The 14,668-nt window shown below is 51.3% G+C and carries 10 protein-coding genes; 2 read left to right on the plus strand and 8 right to left on the minus strand.

The window, feature by feature from the left end; genetic code table 11:
• Positions 1-8: 8 nt before the first annotated feature.
• The 6 genes from JNJ77_08495 to JNJ77_08520 form a co-directional block, all read right to left on the minus strand.
• Complete coding sequence (locus JNJ77_08495; protein ID MBL8822610.1) at positions 9-1,586, minus strand: efflux RND transporter periplasmic adaptor subunit; 1,578 nt, start codon at positions 1,584-1,586, stop codon at positions 9-11.
• Positions 1,583-4,369 (minus strand): cation-translocating P-type ATPase, encoded by a 2,787-nt coding sequence (locus JNJ77_08500; protein ID MBL8822611.1) that lies wholly within the window; start codon positions 4,367-4,369, stop codon positions 1,583-1,585. The genes JNJ77_08495 and JNJ77_08500 overlap by 4 nt, the downstream gene beginning before the upstream one ends.
• Entirely contained in the window at positions 4,366-5,811 is a 1,446-nt protein-coding gene (locus JNJ77_08505; GenBank protein ID MBL8822612.1) for an MBL fold metallo-hydrolase, read from the minus strand. The genes JNJ77_08500 and JNJ77_08505 overlap by 4 nt, the downstream gene beginning before the upstream one ends.
• Positions 5,804-6,544 carry a YHS domain-containing protein gene (locus tag JNJ77_08510; GenBank protein MBL8822613.1) on the minus strand — a complete coding sequence of 247 codons (741 nt, stop codon included), beginning with the start codon at positions 6,542-6,544 and terminating at the stop codon, positions 5,804-5,806. The genes JNJ77_08505 and JNJ77_08510 overlap by 8 nt, the downstream gene beginning before the upstream one ends.
• Before the next feature lie 828 nt (positions 6,545-7,372).
• Complete coding sequence (locus JNJ77_08515; GenBank protein ID MBL8822614.1) at positions 7,373-7,846, minus strand: hypothetical protein; 474 nt, start codon at positions 7,844-7,846, stop codon at positions 7,373-7,375.
• A gap of 54 nt (positions 7,847-7,900) precedes the next feature.
• Positions 7,901-8,422: a hypothetical protein gene (locus tag JNJ77_08520; protein MBL8822615.1), complete on the minus strand. Its 522-nt coding sequence runs from the start codon at positions 8,420-8,422 to the stop codon at positions 7,901-7,903.
• 281 nt (positions 8,423-8,703) lie between these two features.
• On the opposite strand from JNJ77_08520, the gene JNJ77_08525 reads away from it, so the two are divergent.
• The gene (locus JNJ77_08525) at positions 8,704-9,618 is read left to right on the plus strand and encodes a tetratricopeptide repeat protein (protein ID MBL8822616.1); all 915 of its coding nucleotides are present in this window, start codon (positions 8,704-8,706) and stop codon (positions 9,616-9,618) included.
• Between the two features lie 803 nt (positions 9,619-10,421).
• Here JNJ77_08525 and JNJ77_08530 read toward each other — a convergent pair.
• Positions 10,422-10,952 (minus strand): heavy-metal-associated domain-containing protein, encoded by a 531-nt coding sequence (locus JNJ77_08530; GenBank protein MBL8822617.1) that lies wholly within the window; start codon positions 10,950-10,952, stop codon positions 10,422-10,424.
• Positions 10,953-11,676: 724 nt separating this feature from the next.
• Between JNJ77_08530 and JNJ77_08535 the strand changes: the two genes are divergently transcribed.
• Positions 11,677-13,170, plus strand: coding sequence for a TolC family protein (locus tag JNJ77_08535; GenBank protein ID MBL8822618.1), 1,494 nt, complete (start codon positions 11,677-11,679; stop codon positions 13,168-13,170).
• A gap of 30 nt (positions 13,171-13,200) precedes the next feature.
• On the opposite strand, the gene JNJ77_08540 is transcribed toward JNJ77_08535, so the two are convergent.
• Positions 13,201-14,668, minus strand: a 1,468-nt coding sequence (locus JNJ77_08540; GenBank protein ID MBL8822619.1) for a copper-translocating P-type ATPase, incomplete at its 5' end; no start/stop codon positions are given.

A 14,668-nucleotide genomic window follows, 5' to 3' on the forward strand; every position in this document is an offset into this window, starting at 1 on the left:
CTGGTGGATTAATGGCCTTCGTGACCTTTGGGAGCTGTTGGCTTGGCTGGGGTTGGCGCACCACCACCATGTCCGGAGTGTAAGTTTGCAGCCGACTGGCCTTGTGGATATAGCAGGCTGGGCATGCCAGCGATTTGTTGCTGGCTATCGAGCAAGAAACCGCCGCGAACGACAACGCGATCGCCAGCTTTCAGTCCGCTCAAGACTGGATAATACTCAACGACTTTGTTTGCATCATTCTTCCCTTCTGTCTTGGGGCCGATGATCACTTCAACAAGTTCATAAGCTCCGTCCTTTTTCAATCGATAGACAATGCGTCGTACACCCGTATCGAGAACTGCTGTCACTGGGATAGCCAGCACTTTTCCTTGGGGAGCTTGGGGACTCACGCTGACAGGTGGTGTAGCTTTGGCAATATCGTGTCCTGCATGTTCGTCATGAACAGTTTCGCCTGATTTCGTGGGAGCTTGCTTTACGTCTGGTTTTAATGTCGATGGCTTTGCATCAGGGATTCGCTCCAATGGCATCTGACAAATGGTACATTTGCCTGGCTTATCTTGAATGACTTCCGGGTGCATCGGGCAAACGTGCTTTCCTTCGAGCCCGGTCGCTTCGGGGCTTCCATCCGAACGGAGTCGCACGTTGATGATCGCCGAGGCGTACATGGCTGGCTTCAGACGCCGGTCGGGATTCTTGAGATTCACACGGACTTTGACCGTGCGGCTTTTATCATCAAGAAACGGATCAATAAAAGTCACCGTGCCCTGGAAGGCTTCGTTGGGATAAGCTTCCAGCGATACTTCTACTGATTGGCCATATCGTACCCAAGACAGGTCTGATTCGTAGACATCGATGTAAAGCCAGATCGGATCAAGATCAGCAATGCGATAGAGAGGATCGCCTTCCTTGACGTACTGACCGACGCGAACGCTCTTTTCCACTACGGTGCCGCCGATGGGCGAGTACAGCGTCAGATGGGTTTGGATCTTGCGGCTCTTTTCAATCGATTCAATCTGCTCGGGAAGAATACCCAGAAGACGTAACTTGGCTCGTGAAGCTTCGAGAGTGGTTTCAAAATAAGTACGGTCACCCTGAGCTTTCTGAACCGCATCGATCATGCGTATGAGTTCACCCTGGGCAACAAAGAGTTCCGGGCTGTAGATGTCAACAAGATGATCTCCTTGTTTGACCTGGATGCCGGTGAAATCAGCATAAAGCTTTTCAACGCGACCCGCAATACGGGCAGTAATGTAGGCGATGCGTGGTTCGTTGTAATCGAGTTTGCCAACCGTACGAATGACCTTGGCGAGTTCTCGGAAAGAAATAGCTTCCGTTTCAAGTCCAATTCGCTCCTGATAGACCGATGCCTCAGCTTGTTGCTCTTTCACAGGAATCAGTTTCATTCCGCATATTGGGCAATCGCCTGGTTTGGGCGAGCGGATTTGAGGATGCATCGAACAAGTCCAATCACCTTGCTCGGTGGCTAGTACAGATTTTTGCGGCCAGTAACGGTACGCCAGGTAAACGGCACCTGCGAGGAGGCTCAAGACAACAATGCTGCGAAGCCAAGGCGCGAAGCGGTTCATACGTCACCTCCTGCGGAAAGCGTGGTACGGCTCAACCATCTCTGCCGAACTAGTTTGCTGATCTCAATAGCAGTAACAGGGAACAAAGCGAGAATGGCAATGGACGCCCATTCCCAAATGGGGTGCGACGTAACGTCGAAGACAAGATGCGTGAATGGGAGTGTAATGATGCTCAGTTGCAGTAGCGCTGATACCGCAATCGCACCAAAGAGATAGGGGTTACTGGAGATTCCCAGTTGCCAGAATGTTCGTATTTGGCTGCGGGCAGCCAGGGCACGAAAGAGTTCCCCATAGACCGCAACGCAAAACGCTACAGTGCGAGCATGAGCTAAGGCTTCGTCTGACTTGGGGTTTTGCAAATATACAATGCCAAACGCCGCTAGAACTACTCCTCCAACTAACAGGCCTTGAAATAATAGCTGTCTTCCTAACGCCCATGAAAGCATTGACTGACCTGGAGGCCTGGGTTTTCTTTGCATGATGCCAGCTTCCGGCGGTTCCATGGTGAGGGCCAGCGCGGGTACACCATCACTGATAAGGTTGAGCCATAGCAAATGGATTGGTAATAGTGGCGTTGGCCATCCTAACAGACTCGCGACGAGCATCAGGAGAATCTCGCCACAATTACAGGAAAGCAGGTAGATCAGCACCTTTTGAATGTTGTCAAAGATGCAACGCCCTTCTTCAACTGCATTCACGATCGAAGCAAAATTGTCATCGGTCAGCACCATTGCCGATGCTTCCTTGGTGACGTCAGTTCCACTCACACCCATGGCGATGCCGATGTCGGCAGCCTTGATGGCCGGCGCGTCATTGACACCGTCACCAGTCATGGCAACGACTTGGCCACGGCTCTGCCAGGCTTTGACGATACGCAGTTTGTGCTCTGCAGTGACGCGAGCATAGACGGCGATCATTTCGACTTCTGTTGCAAGGCGCTCGTCGGACATCACGCTGAGGTCTTGGCCCGTGACGACTCGATCATTAGGTTCAGCGATGTTGAGTTCCACGGCAATCGCTAGTGCTGTTGCAGGATGATCACCGGTAATCATGACCGGGCGTATTCCTGCTTCGTGACAGCGCTGAACTGCCAGTTTGGCCTCCTCGCGGGGCGGATCAATCATGCCGACCAGCCCGACGAAGATCAGGTCATGCTCGTCTGCTAGAGCATTCGCTGGTGATGATACCTCTCGATAGGCTAATGCGAGCACGCGTAGGGCACGACCAGCCATTGCCGCGTTGGCATCCAACACCTCACGTCGCCTCACTTCTGAGAGTGGCTGTGCTCCCTCCGAGTACCGTTCGCTGACGCATTTCCCGAGAATCACCTCAGGGGCACCCTTGGTATACATGAGAAGACGACCGCCAGGTTCCCGAACCACGACGGACATCGCCTTACGTTCAGAATCGAAGGGTATTTCGTAAAGTACCTGGGCGGAAGATGACGTGATCTCGATCCCCGCTTTCATCGCCGCTACTATCAATGCTCCTTCAGTCGGATCGCCGACAACTTGCCATGCACCTGCACCTTTATCAAGTGGCTTGAGTCTGGCATTGTTACAGCGTGCACCAATCGTTAAGGCTAGCTGGAGCGATGGAGAATCTAAGGGCTTGATTGCCTTTGAATCATCGGTCTCCAATCCAAAAGGGAAGAATCGACCTGATGGAGCGAACCCGGAACCACTTACTGCAAAATGCTCGCTTGAGACGAGTATTTCACGGACTGTCATTTCATTACAGGTCAGGGTTCCGGTTTTGTCAGAACAGATGACGGTGACGGAGCCGAGCGTCTCAACGGAAGGTAGTTTTCGGATGAGCGCGTGACGACGAACCATACGCTGGAGTCCGAGAGCCAGGGATAGCGTCACAACAGCAGGCAACCCTTCAGGAACTGCTGCCACGGCTAGGCTCACAGCCAGCAAAAAGGTATCGAGTAGTTTTTCGCCCCGCATTTCTTGCAGGATGAATATAAGTCCGACAATGGCAAAGGAGGCATAAATCAGGACTTGGCCCAGTTTGGCCAATTGCTTTTGCAGAGGTGTAGGTTCAGGCTCATATCTCTGAAGCATCCCCGCAATGTGGCCCAGTTCGGTTTGCATGCCTGTCGAGGTTATTACTGCTGTAGCCTTCCCGGCAGTCACCACCGTACCCAGGTAGATCATCGTGCGGCGCTCAGCCAGGGGCGTTTCTGAGGCAAGTTTGACTTCTGCGTTTTTTTCAACAGGAACTGATTCCCCTGTCAATGCTGATTCTTGAACACAGAGGTTAAAGGAACGAAGTAATCGAGCATCGGCGGGAACATAGTCCCCAGCTTCAAGTTCAACGATGTCACCAGGGACCAGTTCCTTTGCAGGGAGTGTTTGCAGAGTTCCGTTACGGATAACCTTGGCCATCGGTGATGAGAGCTTCTGCAAGGCGGCTAAGGAACGCTCAGCCTTTTCTTCCTGGTAGAAGCCGATCAGTCCATTCATCAAGACAATGGACAAAATGGCCAGGGCATCCGTCCATTCACCCATCGCTCCGGAGATCAGAGCTGCCCCGATGAGCACCCAGATCACCAGGTCGTTGAATTGGGCCAGAAACTTTCGCCAGAGAGGGGTAGGTGGAGCTTCCGTGAGTTCGTTGGAACCGTAGCGTTCTTGCGCAACACGCAATTGCGAACTAGAGAGGCCTTTATCGGAATCGGTGCCCAGTCCCTTCAAAATTTCTTCTTGGTCGAGAGCATAAAACGAAAGTCCAATATTCTGGGGCAATGAACCCACACTTTGGTTCGGAGAACTCATCTTGCCACCTCCGGTAAGCTCATGGAGCTAGGCGAATCGTCTAAGAGGCGGGCAATCGAAACTACCTCGCCGTCTTGTGCAGGTCGCACTGCCGAGCGCCACCGTTCCTGCAATGCGGTAGTTAAGGCCAAGGCAGGCACCGGCTCACCATGAACTACAAGTGTGAGACGGGGTGGCTTTTGAAATCCTGACAGCCAGCGTAGTAATTCATTGCGGTCCCCGTGCCCAGAATAACCGTGCAATGTTACGACAGCTGCACGTACAGGAACATCTTGACCATGAATGCGAAGATGCTTTGTGCCTTCCTGCAGCAATCGTCCGCGTGTTCCAATGCTCTGGAAGCCAGCGAGTAGTACGGTTGTTCGCGGGTCAGGCAGACGGTACTTGAGGTGATGAAGAATGCGGCCTCCGGTCAGCATTCCTGCTCCAGCAATGACAATGAAGGGGCCTTTTATGTCGTTTAACGCCTTGGATTCGTCAGGAGTGCGTGTCAACTGGTACTTCTTGCAACAGAGTGGACATCGCTTCTCGTCCATGAGGAGCTTCATATCCAGGGCATGATCTTCGGGATGGCGACAATAGAGGGCGCTGACATCAATAGCCATTGGGCTATCGATGAAGACCGGGAGTGTTGGAATGCGTCCAGAATCTTCTAGTTGTCGTATCGCCCAGACTAGTTCTTGCGTACGGCCTACGGCAAATGCTGGAATCAATAAGGCGCCGCCTCGTGCAACAGATTGGTTAACAACCTCGGCGAGCTCGTTGATCGGATCGGGAGCATGAATACGGTCGCCATAAGTCGATTCGACAAGCAACAAATCAGCTTGTGGAACAGGCTCGGGGTCGTGAAGGATGGGTCGTCCGTAGCGACCTACATCTCCCGAAAAGACAATTCTGAAAGCGGGTTGGGTTTTCAGTTCTAGTTCCACAGAACACGAACCCAAAATGTGACCGTTTGGCCTGAATCTGACTTGAACACCTTCAACAGCAGAGAACGCCTCGCGATATGGCTTAGTTTCAACGAGACGCAGTGTCGCTTGTGCATCCGCTACGGTGTAAAGCGGAAGGGCAGGAGCGTGCTTGGAATAGCTGTAACGATTAGCGCGAGCAGCTTCTTCTTCCTGTAAGTGTGCACTGTCGGGTAGCAGCACTCCCAAAAGATCGGCAGTACCGGAAGAACAATATATTGGACCACGATAGCCTTGACGCACTAACAACGGGAGGTAACCGGTGTGGTCCAAGTGGGCGTGACTCAATACGACTGCTTTCAGCTGCGATAAATCGAACGGCACCTTCGCCCAATTGCGAAGCCGGAGTTCTTTGAGACCTTGGAACAGTCCACAGTCTAGAAGGAGACTTTGCTGCTGAAAGCGCAACAAATACTTTGAGCCAGTAACAGTACCAGCCGCTCCCAGTATCTGGAGTGATGAAGTATCAAGCATGCTGTTCCCTCCTGTCTAAAAACTGTTTAGCATCGGCATCAAATCGACTAGCACAGTGCTCTGAGCAAAAATAGAAATATTGGTTCAAATAAACTCGCGTTGCGGCGGCTGATGCAGATGCGATCTTCATGCCGCAGACGGGATCGCGGGCAAGTGTTGTATCGGGAGACAGTTCGCTACGAGGACGTTCAGCACAAAAACATGAAGGACGTTTATGGTGAGAAGTCCGGTACGTTTCCAGAAGGCTGTTCACAAGCTTGGCTGGATCATCGTCGTATTTGACGAACGCACCTGTGTCTTTCGAGCATGCTTTCAAAATCTCAGCGATCATGTCGCTGATGCCGCCCGTACCGGTGAGTACTCCGATAAGCTTGCCTTCGTCGTAAGCAATCGCCAGTTCCCCGAGTGTACCGCTTCTGCCACCGATAATAATGACGATGTCTGAGCTGCGGATATTCACGATCTCCCGACCCATGAGACCACTGCCGGTGAAGATAAGCACATCGTGAAATTCAGTGGGTGAACCGTACTTGTAGATATGTTCATCCAGGCTTAATCCGGGAGAAATACCAACTACGAGGCCACCCTTTTGCTTGGCACCACAAGCAGCGGCTAGCGGCAGCCCAGGGCATGCACCTGTAACGGTAATGCATGCTTGAGTGGCTATGGCATGGCCCAGTTGGTGGGCCTTGTCCATATGCAATTTGTCAAACGTGCCGCTTGCCCCTCCCATCACGCCGATCTTCAGGGCAAGATGTTTGGGATGAGTGGCTTCCAGCGTATGGCAAGATTCCATGCCGGTTGCTCCAGACGAACTGTGTTCGGATCAACTGCCGTTTGCTACGGCAAGGGTAAGTGAAAGCAGTTTGGCTAATGCCAAAGTCAGTGAGCAGATCGCCCACTTTGGCGACAATTCGACTTGAACGCAGTAGAAGCTAACAAAGAAGTACGAACGGTGCGCGCAGTATCCCTAGCGCAGAAAACTGACAATGATGCCATCCGCTTAGATATGCCATTAACAATGCGTCGCCTAAGTACTGGGCTGCCCCATTTGACGGACCGTGAAAGTTTTCGAAAACATTCAACTCTTTTGCAAAGTCAAAGCATAAGCTCAGCGTCAAATCAACGCTTGGCAGAACCACGGGTATTTGTTCGTGGTGATTACAGGGGCAGGACGGGCAAGAAGTGTTAGAATGGCCAGGTTGAACCGGTGCGGAACGCTGATCGTGTTGATGTTTGCAATTGCAGTGTTGCTTGTGTTTTGTATCGGAAGATTGGTTCTTGCCTGAGCGGTCTGCGACTTTTCGATGAGTTAGCTGGAGAATGTTGCAGTAACAAAGACCCGGGCCAGCGAAGGCTAGCAGTATCAGGTACAGTGAAAGTAAGATACGGAACAATACACGCATCCTTCTTGCTGCTAAAATTGTAGCCTGGACGTGGCGTTTGACAATGATGACAACTGTACAGGTTTCTGTCCAATGGTTTGAAACCACTTCAAGGTGAAAACAACTGGATCTTCGGAGACAGGTTAGACTTTTTGAGTTGACTAGCGCTAACTCAGCTATTCATCGTTTTTCTTTTTGAAACCAAATTCAATCGACATGTAGATGAACAGGCCAATGTCTGGAGTATCTCTGGTTAATCCGATAGGTGCCGATACGCCGACGACCCATTCCACTTCCTCCAATTGACAGATGGCATACCTCACTCCTGGGTTGAGATAAACTTGGGTCAAACGGTCGCGGGTCCCCAGATCGTTGATTTCTTCGTTTGACAATGCCAGTGCTTCGACGAAGAAGTGAAGGTTGGTTTTTGGTTTCCAATAGACACTGGCACCTAGGTTAAAGGAACGAAGGTCCTGAGCAGAAGATAAGAACCCATTTTCTAAGAGCGCAGAAACTCTTGGAGTAAACGTCGTCCCGATGTTGAAATGGAAGTCGAATACGTCACCGTAATGACTGATCGGAAGGTTGAATTGATATCCTAACTCCCCAGTGCCAAGGCCGAAAGTCCTATCACCAGTCGGAAGAATCAAGGTGAAACGGGGCGCACACCAAATGAACTCGTCATCGGCTAAAAGTTGGTATCGTTAGTTGATGAAGGTATCTCCTATGCCTCCAGGTTGTTGACTCTGCCCTGCTATTGGAGCATCGAATGCGGATTGTATTTGCGTCAGGAAAGAGAACTGATGAGTCTGTGAGCCGAGCGGCAATTCCATTGTGTATGAGAATGCGAAATCGCGAGTCTTCCCCACTGCTGTACGATCCCATTGATGCACCCAATTGAAAATGTGTTGAACTTCGCCAGGCTCCTGATTAAAGGCCTCTTCAACAAGAAATCCATTGTCGCGGATATGCTTGGGTTCGAATTTTTTATCCTCTTTCCCGTTTTTTGATTCTGTGCCATTTTTTGTCTGAGCATCATCCTTGCCATCCCAACCGGTGAAGATGGTTTGATTATTCGAGGGAATGAAGGAGTTAGTTTGCTGGATTGGTAGCGGTGATTGATCGTTTGGCGGCACTTGCCGTGTTGAATAATTCTCTTGCCCACAAAGCGTACTTATCTGCCCTAGAAGAAGAACAGCTGTGATTGGCAGCCATGATCGAAACACAGGAAAGTTCCTAAAAGGCTGTTATCGCGTGTCAAACTTTGACGATAATAACGCTAATCCGTCAGTCTTCATTATCGGCAGCTAGTCTTGCCTGTCTTTAGGAAAGACTAGCAGTTTAAGTTAGGGTAGGCTAAGTTGTACTCTGATTTGTGTCTTGAAGTACCCTAATCGTCTGCTGATTGATGTCGATTCAATAACGCATTGCTTCTATTGACATGCCAACAGGTCGAAGTTATTGCCCTTACTTGGATTACGGCTTATCGCGCATTCAGGGGACTATCATGTTCAGCATTTTTTCGCTTGCCGTGATCATCAGCATTGCTCAACAATCAGCTGTTCCACCTCCTCTCGCTTCCCGTGACGTGCCCAAATTACCTCTTAACACTTCGACTAAACTGGTTGATGGCCGACCGCTAACTCAAAAATCCGAAACGTCGTCAGATAATGAAATGTCTTTGGAAAAGGCAGACAATCTGAAGCGTCTGGCATCGCGACATCTAGACAAGAGGGAATATGAAAAAGCGGCACCGCTTCTAAAGCAGAGTTTGCAGTTGTATAAGCAGTTGCAAGGTGAGGAGAGCCAAGCATACGCTACGACCTTGGACCAACTAGGTTGCGTAGACATCTGGCTTGGCAATCATGAGCAAGCCGAAAAGTGTCTGCTCCAAGCAATTCGAGTCTTTCACAAGATCGCCGGAGAAGACAGCGAGTCTTCACTGAGTTCCGTGAGCAACCTCGCCGGACTCTACATGAAGACCAGTAATTATGAACGGGCCAAACCGTATTTGATCCAGGTATTAGACGCGAGAAAGCGAGTCTTAGGCACAGATCATTTGGACTGTGCGGGAAGTCTCAATAATCTGGGGCTTCTTTACATGCGAACGGGAAAATATGAACTTGCCGAACCACTTTTCCGTGAGGCTCTGGTCATATACCGAAACCGACTAGGCGAGAACAACCAAGCATATGGCGACAATCTAGAGAAACTGGCTGAGTTGTTCGAGTCTAAAGGCGACCTTATCGTTTCTGAGTTGTTCCTGACACGTGCTCTCACCATCTACACGAAGGTCCTTCCCAAAACACATCCAGCTTTAACACAAGGTCTGGAGCGCTACGCCGCATTGTTGAAGAAAATGCACTTGGATGAACAAGCAGCCCAAGTAAAGGCTGTTCGGGCAGATCTATTGAAAAAGTAAGTAGCCATTTATTGGGAAACTGAACCAGGATAAACAAGCAATACATTTGATTCACGGCAATGCCGGGATGCGGTCGCTATACGATTCCGGGACCATTAAAATTTTGAGATTGTACATCTTGATCCAAGCTCACCATTAACTGGCATGGCAGTTGCATTTAACCTAATAGGACAATCCACCTTCACATTCGACATCGGTGTCGGTAGGCGGTGGGCACTTCGATTTTGGAGTCTCCAATGATCAGATTTCTTTCTCTCGGAAATGGCTTTGCGGTTTTCGCAATCGCCTTCGTTATCACAGCTATTGGTGTTCCTTTTGCTGTAACACAGGAGAGAACCGTGCAACACACTGAACACGAAAAAATGCTACAAGACTGTGCCAAGGCTTGTTCTGACTGTCAACGTGCATGCGATATGTGCTCCACACATTGTGCACATCAAGTTCATGAGGGTAAAAAAGAACACATTGCGACTTTGATGACTTGTCAAGATTGCTCGACCTTCTGCGCCGCAGCATCGCAAATCACCGCTCGAGGTGGTCCTTTTGCACAGCTGATCTGTATGTCGTGTGCAGACGCCTGTGCTCGATGTGGTGCTGAATGCGAAAAATTTCCCAATGACAGTCACATGAAGGCATGTGCTGAAGAATGTCGTCGTTGTGAAAAAGCATGTCGAGGAATGGGTAAACACGGAGCAAGCAAATAGCGGGTCAATTCCTTGCCTCTTCGATAATCAGAAAGTTCCTGGGCCGAGAAGCGAAATTGCTTTTCGGCCCAGTTGAATGCCCTGCTTAATGCCTGTTTGCTATTGCTTCACTTTGACGTGAAACCCTTCCTTGTTGAGTGCTTCGACCAAAGCCGCAGCATCGAAGTTTCCCTTCACGGTACACGTGGTGACTGAAGGCTTGCAGTCATCACCAGTCACTCCATCCACTTTCTTGAGAGCGACGCGGAAGGATTTCACGCATCCTGGGCAGGTGTTGTGGAAACCAGTCAGTGTGAGCGATGTTACTTTCTCTTTCTTCACGCCACTGTCAGCCTTGAAGGCGATGCCTTTGTCGTTTACCTCACCATAGAAACCATCCTCTGCCAAAGCATCAAGAGCTTTCTGGGCAACGGAAGAACTGGGTGCAGAGAATGTTGCTGTTCGAGTTTTCCTGGTAACCTGTATATCCGTTAAGCCGTCGACCTTTTTCAGGATGTTCTCTACTTCTTCAGAGCAACCGCTACAACACATGTGCAGTTGTTTGACTTCGATCTTGGACTCAGCTTGAGCAAGATTAGTCCAGAAAAAGATGGTAGCGATAGCCGCCAAGATTGTGAATTGCCGAAGCATATCTGTCTCCTCAATGAACTGGATTCGTGGAAAGACCTCGTCGCAGGTCATTCTAGCAACGAGGTCAACATACTATCAGAGCAAGATGCGAGTTCAGCTATCTCCCGCAGCCACAGGAATTTCCAGAGCACTGGGATTTTCCAGTTCGACACGAACTGTTAGTACATGATGAGTTCCCCGGACAGCAAGATTTCTGTGAAGCATAAGCTTGCACCTGGGTATGAGTGGATTCAGGTTCGTAGTATTCGGTCTGGCGGGTCACGACCTCCCTGGCATGCAGAAGAGGACGTACAGCCTTGACCGAGCTTCTCACCTCGATGGGCTTGGCTTCCAGTGCAACATATCCCGTGAATGCTGAAACAATCGCAACCGCAACATAGAGCAAACGCATGACTGGCATCCTTTCCTTGGTTCTCAATATGTCAAGAAGTTAACCATACCAAGTAATTCAAACAAGGCCAAACACTGACGCAGCCACGCTCTTCGAAGCCCTCAATCAAGATACATTACATCGAGATGAAGGTAAAGTCTGACGATTATTCAGGTCGATACACCATTCATGCGCTACTTGGTCGTATGGTGGCTGTAACTCTGGTTACTGCCATTTACGCATAATTCATGCGTCACGACAATTTGCAGTTGACCGGCTAGAGAGAAAACTCAGCAAAACTCCACGAGTATCCACGGTCTCCAACCACAGGTCAAGTCGCGCTAGGAGTCAGCTATGAGACTTACTGGCGTACGGAACACCTGTGTTTTTCTGATTGGCTTTTCAATTCTGTCGATGGGATGCACAGGTCTTACCAAGTCCGAACCAAGACCGAGCCCCTTCTCTTTAGAATCATCTTCATCGGTAAGCCATCGTTCAGGTTCGAAAACCAGTAAGAGTTCAGAACAAGCCGAGATCGTTCCTGCGGGAGCCATCGAAACTAAGGCTCAGGAGCAGTCTTCTACGGAGCCCGTTCTCAAGGACGTGAAGGAACTCACGGCTGAAGTACTTGTTGACAACGTACTTGCCCGAAACCCATCGATAACGCAGATGAATGCCGCGTGGCAGGCAGCTTCAGCCCGCTTCCCACAAGTTACTTCGCTTGATGACCCACTTGCTGGAACAACTTTGGCTCCAGCAGGACTAGGCTCAAACCCAGCAGCATACCGGGTGGAATTATTCCAACGAATCCCCTATCCGGGAAAGTTATCACTCCGTGGAGAGATTGCGAGTGCAGAGGCAATCGCAATCAGTCGAGATGTCGAAGGCATGAGGCAACAACTGACCGAGGCGGCGCGCGATGCGTTCTACGAGTACTACCTCATCGCCCGGTCTACCGAAGTTAATGACGAGGTAGTGAAGTCACTTCGCATGTCTCGGGTAAATGCTGAGACGCTCTTCACTACCGGTAAAGTGAAACAGCAGGACATGCTCGTCCTTGACGTAGAGATCGGTCGGCGGCGAAATCGTTCAATACTACTGGACCGCCAGAAAGCAGTGGCTGTTGCCCGAATCAATGCCTTACTGCACCAGTCCCAGGATACTCCATTGCCCCCACCACCTAAGTCAATCAAAGTCGAGGGTGAACTCCCAGATCCAAGGAAACTACAGGAGCAGGCACTTGCTCAGCGGCTCGATTTGATGGCGATTAATGATCGTATTACCGGTGCTCAAGCCGCCGTACAACTCGCCCAGAAAGAGTACTACCCCGACTTCGACTTGATGGCTGCCTACGACAATATGTGGGACGACTCAAAAATGCGCGCCCAGGTCGGCGTCCGGATCAACCTGCCGATGCGTCTGGCGAAACGGGAGGGGGCTGTTGCCGAGGCTCATGCTCGGTTAGTCGAATTGCAAGCCCAGCTATCGCGACAACAGGACCAGGCTGCGTTCGAGGTACAGCAGGCCTACGAGCAGTGGCGTGAAAGTCATCGGTCTATCCGCCTGTTCGAAGCTGATCTCTTACCAGCCGCACAATTAAGTGTCAAAGCTGCCCAAGCTGGTTATATCCCCGGTGATGTTCCGCTGTTGGTTTTATTAGAGGCACAGCGTAACCTTGCTGACCTACAGGAGCAGTACTACCAAGCAACAGCTGAGTACTTCCGTCGGCGTACCGTTCTGCAGCGTACATTGTCAGGTCCGCCGAGTTCAAGTCCCTTGCCGGTACCTGCTGAACGGCCAAGCCCGGGGCAGCCGGGTGCACCGACTGGGATGAGTAGAGGTATGTAACAATGGCTGGAACATACCAGTGACACAAAGCTAGAGCCGCACTGTCCGTAATCGCAGTGCATTACCCACGACTGAGAGGGAACTCAGCGTCATCGCGGCGCTGGCTATCATGGGACTGAGCAGCAATCCAAAGAAGGGGTAGAGTACACCAGCAGCAATAGGCACGCCGAGCACGTTGTAGGCGAAAGCAAAGATCAGGTTTTGGCGTATGTTCCGCATGGTCGCTCGACTGAGTCTTCTAGCACGGACGATTCCCTGCAAATCGCCTTTCATCAGAGTGACTCCCGCGCTTTCCATTGCCACATCCGTTCCGGTCCCCATAGCGATGCCGACCTGGGCCTGAGCCAGGGCTGGGGCGTCGTTAATCCCATCCCCGGCCATGGCGACAATACGCCCTTCTGCCTGGAAGGCTTCGACAGTTTTGCCCTTATCTGCCGGCAAGACATCCGCACGCACATCATCAATGCCGAGTTGCTTGGCAACAGCATCGGCGGTAGTCCGATTGTCCCCTGTGAGCATGACGATCCGCACACCTTCGGCGTGCAACAGTCGAATGGCATCTTTAGCAGAAGCTTTGATCGGATCGGCGATGCCGATGAGGCCCGCTACCTGGCCATTCACGGCTACAAAGATCGCCGTCTGGCCTTGCTCCCGAATCTGACTGGCTTTTTCCATCATGCCGCCGGCGTCAGCTCCGATCTCCTGCATGAGTTTGACGTTGCCGACTGCTGCCGTTCGACCTTCAACCATGCCACGAACTCCGCGTCCTGTGAGTGATTCAAAGGATTCGGCCTGGGGCACATCGAGGCCACGCTCCCGAACGGCCTCACTGATCGCAGCGGCGAGTGGGTGTTCGCTGGAACGTTCCAATGCTGCCGCCGACCTGAGGACCACTGCTTCATCCTGGTCACGCGCAGCAACGACAGTAACAACACGAGGTTTGCCCTCGGTGAGAGTGCCGGTCTTATCCACAACGAGGGTGTCTACACGTTCCATGATTTCGAGTACCTCGGCATTCTTGATGAGCACGCCCGCTGTAGCACCACGACCGGTGCCGACCATGATCGACATGGGAGTAGCCAGACCCAGGGCACAAGGGCAGGCAATGATCAAGACTGCCACGGCATTTACCAGGGCATGGGCCAACCTGGGTTCTGGACCGATGAATGCCCAGATAACAAACGTGATGACAGCAACAAGGATGACAGCAGGCACAAAGTAACCCGAGACCGTGTCGGCCAACCGCTGGATCGGTGCTCGCGTTCGCTGTGCTTTACCAACCATCTGTACGATCTGGGCAAGCACAGTGTCGGCTCCGACCCGCTCGGCCCGCATAACAAAAGCCCCAGTGCCGTTGACGGTGCCACCCACAACTTTTGCTCCGGTCGTCTTTTCAGCCGGAACAGGCTCCCCGGTGATCATCGACTCATCGACTGAACTGCGACCCTCGGTGACAGTCCCATCTACTGGGACCTTCTCTCCCGGACGGACGCGCAGA

It is taken from the genome of Planctomycetia bacterium, assembly GCA_016795155.1.
Taxonomy (GTDB): Bacteria; Planctomycetota; Planctomycetia; order Gemmatales; family HRBIN36; genus JAEUIE01.